We start from the raw sequence: 12,364 nt of genomic DNA, 5'->3' as shown, positions 1-12,364 counted from the left end.
GTGCGCCCGCTATATCGTGTTGCGCGGATTGAGGATGTCGCGCAGGTGGTCGCCCACCAGGTTGATGGCGATCACCACCAGGGCCAGCGCAATGCCGGGGAAGAACGAGATCCAATAGTCTCCCGACATCATGAATTCGAAACCGTTGGAAATCAGCATGCCCAGCGAGGGCTGCGTGACCGGCACGCCTACGCCCAGGAACGACAGGGTCGCCTCGAGCGCGATGGCGTGCGCCAGGTCTATGGTGGCGATCACCATGAGCGGCGGGATGCAGTTCGGGAACAAGTGGCGCCACAGGATGCGCGGCCAGGACAGCCCCTGGCAGCGCGCCGCCTCGACATATTCCCGGTTGCGCTCGACGATGGCGGCGCCGCGCGCCGCCCGGGCGAAGTATGCCCACTGCACCGCCACCAGCGCATAGATGACCTTGTCCACGCCCTTGCCCAGCACCGCCAGCAGGATCAGCGCCACCAGTATGGACGGGAAAGACAACTGGATGTCGACGATGCGCATCAGCAGCGCATCGACGAACTTGCCGAAGTACGCGGCGATCAGCCCGACCGCGGTGCCTATGATGAATGCCGAGGACACCGACACCACCCCCACGAACAGGCTGATGCGCAGGCCGTAGAGTATGGCCGAGAACACATCGCGCGCCTGCCCGTCGGTGCCGAGCCAGTAAGTCATGGTGCCGGCGCCGTTGAGCGAACCCGGCGGCAGCTTGGAATCCATGATGTCCAGCGTAGCCAGGTCGAAGGGATTCTGCGGCGCGATCCAGGGCGCGAAGATCGCCAGCAGCAGGAATATGACCAGCAGGATCAGGCCCGCCACCGCCAGCTTGCTGGTGACGAACTGCTGCACGAATTCCTTGAACATGTTCTCGCGCCGGGCGGGCGCGGGGGCGCCCTGGGCTGGAGTGACGACGGTGCTCATGACGAGCCTCCGGGCCGCACGCGCGGATCGAGTACGGTGTAGGCCACGTCCACCACCAGGTTCAGCAGCGCCAGGAACACTACGGTAAGCATCAAGTAGGCGACCACCACGGGCCGGTCCAGCGTGATGATGGAATCTATCAGCAGCTTGCCCATGCCGGGCCAGGAAAACACCGTTTCGGTCACCACAGCGAAAGCGAAGACCTGGCCGTATTCCAGGCCGCCTATGGTGATGATGGGGATGAGAATGTTCTTCAGCAGGTGCACGCACAACACGCGGCGCTCGGACAGCCCCTTGGCGCGCGCGAACTTGATGTAGTCCTGCGGCAGGCATTCGCGCGTGGCGGCGCGCGTCACGCGGATGATGAGCGCGCACTTGGCGGTGGCGATCGTGGAGGCCGGCAGGATCAGGCTTTTCCAGCCTTCCAGGCTGAAGACGCTGAGGCCGATGGGGCCGAAGTGCTCGACCGGCCCGCGCCCGCCCGACGGCAGCCAGCCCAGCATCACGGCAAACAGCATGATGAGCATCAGGCCGACCCAGAAATTGGGCAGAGAAAAGCCCAGCACCGAGCCGCCCATGATGGAACGCGCCGCCAGGCTGCGCGGCTTCAGGCCGGCATAGATGCCCAGCGGGATGCCGATCAGCATGGACAGCAGCATCGCCACCGTGGCCAGTTCGAGCGTGGCCGGCATGCGCTGCAGGATCAGGTGCATGGCCGGCTCGCCGGTCAGGAAGCTGTTGCCGAAATCGAGGTGCACCGCCTTGCTCAGGAAGATCAGGTACTGGTGCCACAAAGGCAGGTTCAGCCCCAGCGACTGGCGGATGAGCTCGCGCTCGGCGTCGGTCGCCTCGGGGGCGGCCAGCATCGACACCGGGTCGCCGACCAGGTAAAGGCCCGCGAACACCAGCGCCGACATGACCAGCACCACCAGCACCGTCTGCAGCAGACGGCGGATTATGATCGACAACACGCAGTCAGCCGTCCCGCTACTTGACCAGGGTCATGTCCTGCGCCAGGGTCATCTGGTCGGCACGCCCGCCATAGCGGATGTCGTTCTTCATGGCCCAGACCGAGAGCTCGAACTGCAGCGGCAGGATGGCGTAGTCCGCCATTGCCATATTGCCGGCATTCTGCAGCATTTCCGAGCGCTTGGCGTCGTCCAGCGTCTCCGAGGCGGCCATGACTTCCTTGTCCATTGCAGGATTGGAGTAATGGCTCCAGTTGGTAGTGCCCAGGCCCAGCTTGGGGTTCTTGGTGACCACCAGCGAGGTCAGCGGATTGAGCATCTCGCCCGAACTGGCCGCCCAGCCTGCCAGATAGGTGCTGAACGCGAAAGTATTGCGCTTCTTGAAGAAGACCGGCGGCGCCATGGTTTCCACATTGGTCTTCACGCCGATGCGCGCCCACATGGCGGCCACCGCCTGCGCAATGCGCTGGTCGTTGGTGTAGCGCCCGGCGGGCGAGCCCAGCGACAGCGTGAAGCCATTGGGATAGCCGGCGTCGGCCAGCAGCTTCTTGGCCTTGGCCGTATCGGCCGCCGGCACCACCGAATACTTCTTGGACGTGCCGAAGGCCGGATAAGGCAGCAGATTGGCCGCCGGCTGCGCCACGCCGCCCATGATGCGGGCGACGATGGCCTTGCGGTCTATGGCCAGCGACAGCGCTTCGCGCACCCGCTTGTCGGTGAGCGGATTCTTGCCGTTGGTGCCGGACATGCCCGGCGGCACTTCCTTGGACTGGTTCATGGCTACATAGATGACCCGCACCGAAGGCGTTGCCTGGATGTACAGCTTCTTGTCCTTCTTGAGCCTGGGCAGGTCGTCGGTCGGGGGATCCTCGATCACATCCACGTCGCCCGAGAGCAGCGCGGCCACACGAGCGGCCGAATTGGTGATGGGACGGTAGATGACCTTGTCCCAGGCCGGCTTCTTGCCCCAGTAGTTGGGGTTGCGTTCCAGCACGATGGAATCGCCGCGCTTCCAGGACACGAACTTGTACGGGCCGGTGCCGACCAAGCCGTCGCCGCGGTTGAGTTCGACCGTGGTCTTGCCTTCGGGCGCCGGGCCGGAGGCGTCCTTCTTGGACATGATGGGCACCATCGACAGATTGGCCAGCAGGACCGGCGAGGGCCCCTTGGTGGTGATCTTGACAGTATGCGGGTCGACCGCCTCGACCTTGGCCACCGAGCTCAGGTACAGCGAATAAGAGGACGGGCTGTTGGGCACGAGCGGCACGCGCTTGTAGGTGAACAGCACGTCGTCGGCAGTGAGCGGCGTGCCGTCGGAAAACTTGACATCGGGGCGCAGCTTGAAGACCCATTCGTTGCCGTTCACCGTCCAGGACTGAGCCAGGCAAGGCACCGGCTTGGCGTTGCCGTCGGTGCGCACCAGCGGGTCGAACATGGTCTCCGACAACTGCGTGTTGGGGGTAAGCGAGTGGAACTGAGGGTCCATCGAACTCGGCTCGGAACGCAGCCCTATGGTCAGGTCGCGGGCCTGGGCGATACCGCCCAAGGCCAGAAAACCGGCGGCCAACGCCGACAGCAATAGCGTCTTGCGGAATGACTTCATGGTTGTGCTGCCCTCTGTGAATTAGGGTGGTTGAATCGGAAACAGCGTGGCAAACGCGCATAAAAGCGCTGGCGCGATCGGCCGGAACCACGGATGGAGCAGGTGCCGGCCGTACAGCGATTCGCCACACCTGCAGCGAGGTGGAAAGACATACGCAATGCGCATATGCCCGCCGGGCCGTACCACGGAAAACCGCTAATCCCCATCCCCTGCCAGCACGTTCGGCCGCGCTACACGCATCCGCTGAGTGTAGCTAGCGGTGACGGAATAACAGATCAGTGTTTTCCCGAGGCGCAATGACAGGTGTGCGCATCGCGCGTAATACGCCGCGGCGCCGCTTGCCGCAGGCTTGATGCGCAAGCGCTGCGACTGCACGGCCATCGGCGCAGCGCGGCCAGGGCCCCCGGCCGTCTGGCCGCAGGCCGCCGCGCCCATGACACCAGCCGCAAGGGCAATACCGGCCGCCCGCCAGGGGGATTCGTGCCGGCCGGCCCGGGCACGGTAAAATAGGGCCTCTTCGAAAGGCGAGGCCCGCCCCGCCGCAGGAACCCACATGACTACACCCGTCGATCCCACCGCGGCGCAGAGCGCCGCCCAGCCGGCCGCCTACGACCCCACCCAGAAGCAGAAGTCCCAGGCCAAGACCTCGCGCATCCCCATCAAGGTCGTGCAGACCCAGCGCCTCAAGAAGCCCGACTGGATCCGCGTCAAGGCCGCGGCGCCGGGTTCGCGCTTCTACGATATCAAGCGCATATTGCGCGAACACAATCTGCACACTGTCTGTGAAGAAGCCTCCTGCCCGAACATCGGCGAATGCTTCGGCAAGGGCACGGCCACCTTCATGATCATGGGCGACAAGTGCACCCGCCGCTGCCCCTTCTGCGACGTGGGCCACGGCCGGCCCGACGCCCTGGACGCCGACGAGCCCCTGAACCTGGCGCGCACCATATCCGCGCTGCGGCTGTCCTATGTGGTCATCACCTCGGTAGACCGCGACGACCTGCGCGACGGCGGCGCCGGCCATTTCGTGGAATGCATACGCAAAGTGCGCGAGCTTTCGCCCTGCACCCGCATCGAAGTGCTGGTGCCCGATTTCCGCGGCCGCCTCGACCGGGCGCTGGAAGTCCTCGACGGCGGGCCGCCCGACGTCATGAACCACAACCTGGAAACCGTGCCGCGCCTGTACAAGCAGGCACGGCCCGGCTCCGACTACCAGCATTCGCTGAAACTGCTGTCCGAATTCAAGCTGCGCCACCCCGACGTCCCGACCAAGTCGGGGCTGATGCTGGGCCTGGGCGAAACCGACGAGGAAATCCTGCAGGTCATGCGCGACCTGCGCGAGCACAACGTCGACATGCTCACCATAGGCCAGTACCTGCAGCCCTCGGAACACCACCTGCCGGTGCTGCGCTACGTGCACCCCGACACCTTCACCATGTTCGAGCGCGAAGCCTATGCCATGGGCTTCACCCACGCCGCCGTCGGCGCGCTGGTGCGTTCGTCCTACCACGCCGACGAACAGGCCCACGCGGCCGGGGTGGCGGTGGCCTGATACGGCTACGCGCCTTGTTTTATCAAGGCGCGCGCCGTTTTGATCGCAAGCATCTAGAGCCCGCCCGACACGCCCGGCCTCAGCGGCCGGTCCACATGGGCGGGCGCTTTTCTATGAAGGCATCTATGCCCTCGGCGGCGTCGGCGGCCATCATGTTGCACGCCATGATCCCGCCCGCGTATTCGTAGGCCTGGTCCAGCGCCATGCCGCGCTGGCGCTGGTACATAGCCTTGCCGGTGCGCACGGCAACCGGGCTTTTCGCGCAGATGGTCTGCACCAGCGCGGCCACGGCGGCATCCAGTTGGCCGTCGGGCACGGCCTGGTTGATCAGGCCGTTTTCCACCGCCTCGGCGCTGCCGATGAAGCGGCCCGTCACCAGCATTTCGAAGGCTTTCTTGATGGGCATGCTGCGTGTCAGCGCCACGGCCGGCGTCGAGCAGAACAGGCCCACATTGATGCCGGAAACCGCGAACTTGGCGCTGTCGGCCGCTATGGCCAGATCGCAGCTCGCCACCAGTTGGCAGCCGGCCGCGGTGGCCATGCCGTGCACCTTGGCGATGACCGGCACCGGAAACGCAACCAGGCTCTGCATGACCCGCCCGCAGCGGGCAAAGAGCTGCTCGTAATATTCCTGGTCGGGCCGCGCGCGCATCTGCTTCAAGTCATGCCCGGCGCAGAAGGCGCGCCCCGCAGCCGCCAGCACCACGCAACGCAGATCATCGTCCGCGGCCAGCGCGTCGAGGCTGCGCTGCAGTTCGTCGAGCAATTCTTCGGACAGGGCATTGAACTGCGCGGGCCGGTTCAAGGTCAGCGTAGCCACCGCATCGGCGCGGTCGACCAGCAGCAAGGGGGATTCGGCAGTCGTCATGATGGGTCTCCTGCTGTAGCTTATGGGCGCCGCCAGCCGGCTTGCGCCCGCAGCGGAGCATGCGCGCCCCGCCGCGAGCGGCGGAATGCGTTCTTACAGTCTACCCGCAATATGTGTCGCCGTAGTGAAGCGCGCGTTATTGCCGCCGCGCACAGGCCCCGAATGCCGCGCCGAGGCGCTCGGCCAGCAGATCGCCCACATCGCGCGGCGACGCGTGCACGCCGCAACTGCGCAGGTCTACGGTGCGCAGGCCCTCGTAGCCGCAGGGGTTGATGCCATCGAAAGGACGCAGGTCCATGTCGACGTTCAGGGCCAGGCCATGATAGGCGCAGCCCTTACGTATCTTGATGCCCAGGGCGGCGATCTTCGCCAGGTCGCCTTGCGGCATCGGCACGTACACGCCGGGCGCCCCGGGCTTGCGGCAGGCATCGGCCACGCCCAGTTCGGCCAATAAGGCGATCACCACGTCTTCGAGCAGGGCGACGTATTCCTTGACGTACAGGCCGAGCCGATGCAGGTCGACCAGGCAATACGCCACCACCTGGCCGGGGCCGTGATAGGTGACCTGGCCGCCGCGGTTGGATTCCACTACGGGAATGCCGTCAGCATGCAGAATGTGTTCGCGCAGCCCCGCCTGGCCCAGTGTGTAGACCGGGGCATGCTCGACCAGCCAGATTTCGTCTCCCGCCCCCGGTTGGCGGGACTCGGTGTAGTCCTGCATGGCATGCCATACCTCGAGATAGTCGGCATACCCGGGCCACCATTTGCTGCGGATCGCGGCGAGCTCTGAAGTATCTACAGTATGTTTCCGAGTGCCCGAGGCAGGCTCCATGACGCCCCCGCCAGGCTTCCGAGCCTCCGACGCCAGTGCCGGCTGCACACAGACATCGCGTCCGAGCCCAGCCGCCGGGGATGAATCTGCTGCCGTCATGACCGCGGCGCCTACAGAACCACAGACACCATGTGATGGGCGTGCAGCGCCCGGTACAGGTCGTCGAGCTGCTGGCGCGAGGTGGCTCGCACCGTGAAGGTCAGCCCGATGTATTTGCCGCCGGAGCTGGGGCGCATTTCGACTGTGGCCGGATCGAAGTCGGGATCGAACTGCCGCACCACTTCGGTAAGCGTCTGGGCGAAATCGGGATGCGCCTTGCCCATTACCTTGATAGGAAAGTCGCTGGGATATTCGATCAGGGATTGTTCGGGAGGAATGTCTTGCATGGATGCGGCCTGCGGATAAGATGATGGAGCCGCCGCGGCGGCTCCATGCCAGCATACCACCATAGGCGCAGGGGCCGTGCCGCCGGCGGCGGCCCAGCCCGGATCAAAGCGCCGCGATCGCCTTGTCGTAGCCGGCGCGCAGCCGGGCGTAGACGGGGCCGGGCTTGCCGTTGCCCACGGGCTTGCCGTCGAGCGAGACGATGGGCAGCACTTCCTTGGTGGCCGAAGTCAGCATGAGTTCGTCGGCCTGTTCGACTTCTTCGCGCGAGATGCGGCGCGATTCGAAGGGTACGCCCGCGGCGCGGGCCAGTTCTTCGATGAAGCCGTAGCGTATGCCTTCGAGAATCAGGTTGTCGCGCACGGGGCCGAGCACCGTGCCGTTCTTGACCACCCAGATATTGCAGGAAGAGCCTTCGGACAGGAAACCGTCGCGAAACTGTATGACTTCGTCGACACCGGCCTCGACCGCATGCTGCTTGGCCAGCACGTTGCCCAGCAGCGAGACCGACTTGATCTCGCAGTGCAGCCAGCGCACGTCCGGCATGCTGACCGTGGACAGGCCTTGTTCGCGCGCCGCGGCGGCCGGCCGCTTGAACGGCGAGACCATGCAGAACACGGTGGGCTTGGGAGCCTTGGCGGGGAAAGCGTGATCGCGCTTGGCCACGCCGCGGGTGACCTGTATGTAGACCATGGCGTCGTCGGAGCTGGCGCGCACGAGCATGTCGCGCACCAGTTTTTCCCAGTCGGCGCGCGACATGTCGAGCTTGATGCCTATGGCCTTGAGGCTGCGTTCCAGCCGCGCCAGGTGCGAATCCATGCGGAAAGGCTTGCGCCCGTAGGCGGGCACGACCTCGTAGATGCCGTCGCCGAAGATGAAGCCGCGGTCGAGTACCGAGACTTTGGCGTCGCCCAGGCGGACGTATTCGCCGTTCAGATAAACAAGACTATCGTTGTCGACATCGGGAATCATGGCGGGGGTTTTTATTTTGAGTTTTTCAATGGAACATCAGACGGATTTTATCGTACATGCGGCTAACGAAGCCCGCCTGCGGCACATCGGCCAGCACCGTCAGCGGCGCCTGGCGCAGCACCCTGCCATCGAGCGATAGCGATACCGTACCGACCTTCTGGCCGATCTTCAGGGGGGCGATCAGCGGCTGGGTGTATTGCGCCACCGGCTTGATCTGCGGCCCCTGGCCGCGCGGCACGGTGATCCACAAAGGCTGCGCCTGGCCCAGGCCTACCGTGTCGACGGTGCCTTCCCAGACCTTGGCTTGCACGGCGGGATGCTGGGCGTCGAACAGCTTGACGGTATCGAAATTCTGATATGTCCAGTTCAGCAGCTTCAGGCTGCCCGAGCTGCGCGCCGAGTCGGTATCGGCGCCGACCAGCACCGACACCACGCGGCGGCCATTGCGCAGGGCGGTGGCCACCAGGCAGTAGCCGGCCGCCTTGGTGTGGCCGGTCTTGAGGCCGTCGACGGTAGGGTCGGCCCAGAGCAGCCGGTTGCGGTTGTGCTGCTTGATTTTGTTGTAGGTGAATTCCTTCTCGGCGTAGTAATGCACATACTGCGGGTGATCGCGCACCAGGTGCATGGACAGGATGGCGATGTCGCGCACCGTGGTCAGGTGCGTGGGGTCGGGCAGGCCCGTGGAATTGGCGAAGTGCGTGTCCTTCAGGCCCATGCGGGCGGCTTCCTGGTTCATCAGCGCGACGAAGGCGGACTCGCTGCCGGCCACCGCCTCGGCCAGGGCCACGGTGGCATCGTTGCCGGATTGCACGATCAAGCCTTGCAGCAGGTCGTCCACCGATACCTGCGAATTCAGCTTGACGAACATGCGCGAGCCGCCGGTTCTCCAGGCCTTCTCGGAAATATTGACTGTCTGTTGCAGGGTCAGCCGCTTATTGTCGAGGGCATCGAAGACCACATACGCCGACATCAGCTTGGTCAGCGAGGCCGGTTCGATTTTCTCGTCGGGATTGAGGGCGCCGACGATCTGGCCGCTGGTGGCATCCAGCGTCACCCAGGCCTTGGCATCCACGGTCGGTGCGGGCACGTTGGAGAGATCGCCCACCATGACGGCGCTGTTCACGACAGGAGCCGGGGTTACGGCAGCCGGTGCCGGGGTGGAAGTCGCCGGCGCCGCGGGCGCTGCGGCGGGAGCTGCCGCGCCGGCCATTGCCGGAGCCGCGGCGGGGATTGCGGCGGAGGGTTTTTGCGCAGATGCCAGCGTGGGCGCCAGCACGAGGGCCGCGGCGGCGGCGAGACAAGACGAGCGGCGCAGAGCGCCGCAAAGCAACGGGTAAGTCATCGGCATCCCATATAAGCGCGATCCGGCCGCAGGCCGGAAGGGAAAACGCCATTATAGGCAGAGGTCGCCGGGCGTAAAACCCGCTAACGCCCCCTCAGAGCCCGTCAAATAAAAGACCTTGCCGAAGGAGGCCGCAATGAGAAACCATGCGCTACATAAAGGTTCTATATGTAAAAATCGCCAGGCTGGACGGCCCGCCGCAATCCCAGGCGCGGCTCAGGCGGAAAGATGAGTCTTGAAGACGATATGCGGCCCGCAGATGGATTGGGCCTGGATCTTGGGCCTGGGTCTTGGGCAAGGCCCTGGACATAGGCCTTTGGTCATGGGATCCGGGCCTGAGCCCGGCGCCGCAATGCTACAGGGCGGCCAGATGCCGCAACAGCAACTGCTTCAAGGTAACCAGCCGGCCATGGAAGAAATGCGTCGCGTCGGGGATCACCGCCACCGGCAGGCCGCGCTGCCGGGCAAAATCCATGGCCTCGGACAAGGGCACGACCTCGTCGACCTCGCCATGCACCAGCAGCGTGTCGTCCGGCACGGCGACTTCGCGGAACCTGAATCTTTCCACGGCAGAACCCACCAGCATGAGCGCATCGGGGACTTTTGCGCCCTGCGCCGCCAGCTCGGAATAAAGCTGCGCCGCGACCGAGGTGCCGAACGAGAAACCGGCCAGCACCCATTTGCCCGTCGTCTCGGCAGGCCAGGCCGCGGCAAATTGTTCGACCAGTTGCAGCATGTCGGCGGTTTCGCCCACGGCATGATCGAACTCGCCGCCCGAGGCGCCCACGCCGCGGAAGTTCGGCCGCAGCGCGACCAGGCCGCGCTGGGTGCAGGCGCGCGAGATCGTGGTCACGATCTTGTTGTCGCGCGCGCCGCCGTGCAGCGGATGCGGATGCAGCACCAGGGCCCAGCCCGCCGGCTCGCCCTCGGGCCAGTCGAGCGCGCAGTCGATGGCCCCGGCCAGGCCCTGGAATACGCTATTCTTTGGTTTCACAGCCTTGAATTCCCCAGCGAACATGATCCAAACGGGTATGTCGAACAGCAGACGGCGCCTTGCGGCATGGCGCGGCGAACTCGCCATTCCGCGGCGCCGGCCGCGACAATGGCGCACCCGTATCAAATCATAACAACATCGGGTAGACTTGCCTCGACTGCAGCATGTCCACGCCCGGGTAAGGTTCACTCACAGCCATGCCATCCTCGCCTCCTCCTGTCTTGCCTGAACCCGAACGGATGGTCGCCGGCCTGCGCTCGGCGCTGCCCTGTTTCAAGCACATAGACTGGGTACAGCGCACCACGTCCACCAACGCCGACCTGCTCAACCAGGCCCGCAAGGGCGACGGCAAGCTGGCGCGGCCCTGGCTGCTGGGGGCGCACATCCAGGAAAACGGCCGCGGCCGCGCCGGCCGCACCTGGCAGAACCGCCTCGGCGCCAACCTGATGTTCTCCTGCGCTTTCGACATATTCCTGCCGCCGCGCAGGCTGCCTGCGCTTTCGCCGCTGGCCGGCCTGGCCGCCTGCGAGGCCTTGCGCGGCCTGATCGGTCCAGAATACCAGCGGCACCTAGTCATGAAGTGGCCCAACGACGTCCATTGGCGCTTTGCCAAGCTGGCGGGCATACTGGTCGAGATCACCCGCGCCGGCACCTCGCGCCTGGCGGCCGACCATCACGTGGCCATCGTCGGCATAGGCATCAACCTGCAGGACGCGCGCGCGCTCAGCAAATCGCTGGATCGGCAGGTGGCCGACTGGTCCGAAATCGCCACCCAGGACGCCCATGCGGGCCTCGCCGGCGCGATCAATATCGTGGCGGCCGTGGCACGCGCCTGGTATGACAGCTTCAACGAGGCCGTGCGCGAAGGTTTCGACACCCTGCCGCAGCGCTACACGCGGCTCGATGCCCTGGCGGGCCAGCACATCAATGTGCTGGACGACGGCCGCATCGTGCATGCCGGCATCGCCTGCGGCATCAACGAACTCGGGCAGTTGCTGGTACGCGGTCCCGACGGCGAAACCGCAATTTCGGCCGGGGAAATTTCGGTGCGGCTGCAGAAATGAGCGAGGCACCCGTCCTGCTCGTCGACGCCGGCAATACCCGCATCAAGTTCGGCTGGATCGACCCCGGCAGCGGCCGGCGCGAACCCACGGCGCTTGCCTTGCACCACGGCGCCCTGGCCTCGCTGCCGCGCTGGCTCGCCGCCATGCCGCGCCAGCCGCGCATGGCACTGGGCGTGAACGTGGCGGGTGACGCGATCGCGGCAGCCCTCGCCACCCTGCTGGGCGAGCGCGGCTGCGCCGTCGAATGGATATCCAGCAGCAGCGAGACCATGGGCGTGCGCAACGGCTATCGCGATCCCGGCCAGCTCGGCCCCGACCGCTGGGTTTCCCTGCTGGCCCTGGCCCGGCTGGGCGCGGCATCGGCGACGTCCGCGGACCAGTCTGCCGGCAGCGATGCGCAGCCGCCCCTGATGCTGGCGAGCTTCGGCACCGCCACCACCATAGACACGCTAGGCCCCGACCAGGTCTTTCGCGGCGGCCTGATTTTTCCCGGGCCGGCGCTGATGCGCAGTTCACTGGCCCAGGGCACGGCCAACCTGCCCGAAGCCGACGGCGACACGGTGCCCTACCCGGTCCATACCCACCAGGCTATCAGCACCGGCATCGCCGCCGCCCAGGCCGGCGCCGTCCTGCGGCAATGGCTGGCCGGCCTGGACCACTACGGCCAGCCTCCGGTGCTGTACAGCGCAGGGGGCGGCTGGCCCGCGGTAAAGGACGAAACCGCCGCACTGCTCGCCCGCACCCGCGAACGCCTGGGCCTGGCCCCCGCCGCGATAGCGTGGCTGCCCGCGCCGGTGCTGGACGGCCTGGCCCTGCTGGCCGAAAACCAGGCGCAAATGCGATAAACTCCAT

At 65.8% G+C, this 12,364-nt stretch carries 12 protein-coding genes; 3 read left to right on the top strand and 9 right to left on the bottom strand.

Going from position 1 to position 12,364, the window contains the following annotated elements; all coding sequences use genetic code 11:
• Positions 1-9: 9 nt before the first annotated feature.
• The 3 genes from KVP10_RS11555 to KVP10_RS11545 are packed head-to-tail and all read right to left on the bottom strand — an operon-like array spanning position 10 to position 3,504.
• Positions 10-876, bottom strand: a complete 867-nt coding sequence (locus tag KVP10_RS11555; RefSeq protein WP_246600625.1) for an ABC transporter permease — start codon at positions 874-876, stop codon at positions 10-12.
• Between the two features lie 53 nt (positions 877-929).
• Positions 930-1,904 carry an ABC transporter permease gene (locus KVP10_RS11550; protein ID WP_217964745.1) on the bottom strand — a complete coding sequence of 325 codons (975 nt, stop codon included), beginning with the start codon at positions 1,902-1,904 and terminating at the stop codon, positions 930-932.
• A gap of 16 nt (positions 1,905-1,920) precedes the next feature.
• Positions 1,921-3,504 (bottom strand): ABC transporter substrate-binding protein, encoded by a 1,584-nt coding sequence (locus KVP10_RS11545; RefSeq protein ID WP_217964744.1) that lies wholly within the window; start codon positions 3,502-3,504, stop codon positions 1,921-1,923.
• A gap of 553 nt (positions 3,505-4,057) precedes the next feature.
• Here KVP10_RS11545 and lipA point away from each other — a divergent pair.
• Positions 4,058-5,056: a lipoyl synthase gene (lipA, locus tag KVP10_RS11540; protein ID WP_217964743.1), complete on the top strand. Its 999-nt coding sequence runs from the start codon at positions 4,058-4,060 to the stop codon at positions 5,054-5,056.
• A 79-nt stretch (positions 5,057-5,135) separates the two neighbouring features.
• On the opposite strand, the gene KVP10_RS11535 is transcribed toward lipA, so the two are convergent.
• From KVP10_RS11535 to KVP10_RS11510, 6 genes are all read right to left on the bottom strand, one after another.
• The gene (locus KVP10_RS11535) at positions 5,136-5,924 is read right to left on the bottom strand and encodes an enoyl-CoA hydratase (protein WP_217964742.1); all 789 of its coding nucleotides are present in this window, start codon (positions 5,922-5,924) and stop codon (positions 5,136-5,138) included.
• A gap of 136 nt (positions 5,925-6,060) precedes the next feature.
• Positions 6,061-6,756: a lipoyl(octanoyl) transferase LipB gene (lipB, locus tag KVP10_RS11530; protein ID WP_217964741.1), complete on the bottom strand. Its 696-nt coding sequence runs from the start codon at positions 6,754-6,756 to the stop codon at positions 6,061-6,063.
• Between the two features lie 110 nt (positions 6,757-6,866).
• Positions 6,867-7,142 carry a DUF493 family protein gene (locus KVP10_RS11525; protein WP_217964740.1) on the bottom strand — a complete coding sequence of 92 codons (276 nt, stop codon included), beginning with the start codon at positions 7,140-7,142 and terminating at the stop codon, positions 6,867-6,869.
• 103 nt (positions 7,143-7,245) lie between these two features.
• A complete protein-coding gene (locus KVP10_RS11520) occupies positions 7,246-8,112 on the bottom strand; it encodes a D-amino acid aminotransferase (protein ID WP_217964739.1) in 867 nt (288 codons plus the stop codon).
• Positions 8,113-8,137: 25 nt separating this feature from the next.
• Positions 8,138-9,454, bottom strand: a complete 1,317-nt coding sequence (locus tag KVP10_RS11515; protein WP_217964738.1) for a D-alanyl-D-alanine carboxypeptidase family protein — start codon at positions 9,452-9,454, stop codon at positions 8,138-8,140.
• Positions 9,455-9,809: 355 nt separating this feature from the next.
• Positions 9,810-10,472, bottom strand: a complete 663-nt coding sequence (locus tag KVP10_RS11510; protein WP_217964985.1) for an alpha/beta hydrolase — start codon at positions 10,470-10,472, stop codon at positions 9,810-9,812.
• A 173-nt stretch (positions 10,473-10,645) separates the two neighbouring features.
• Here KVP10_RS11510 and KVP10_RS11505 point away from each other — a divergent pair, with 173 nt between their 5' ends.
• Positions 10,646-11,512 (top strand): biotin--[acetyl-CoA-carboxylase] ligase, encoded by an 867-nt coding sequence (locus KVP10_RS11505; RefSeq protein WP_217964737.1) that lies wholly within the window; start codon positions 10,646-10,648, stop codon positions 11,510-11,512.
• Positions 11,509-12,357: a type III pantothenate kinase gene (locus KVP10_RS11500; protein WP_217964736.1), complete on the top strand. Its 849-nt coding sequence runs from the start codon at positions 11,509-11,511 to the stop codon at positions 12,355-12,357. Before KVP10_RS11505 ends, KVP10_RS11500 begins: the two co-directional genes overlap by 4 nt.
• Positions 12,358-12,364: the final 7 nt, after the last annotated feature.

Source organism: Candidimonas humi, assembly GCF_019166065.1.
Classification (GTDB): domain Bacteria; phylum Pseudomonadota; class Gammaproteobacteria; order Burkholderiales; family Burkholderiaceae_B; genus Candidimonas; species Candidimonas humi.
This window is presented reverse-complemented; position numbering and strand designations above follow the sequence as displayed.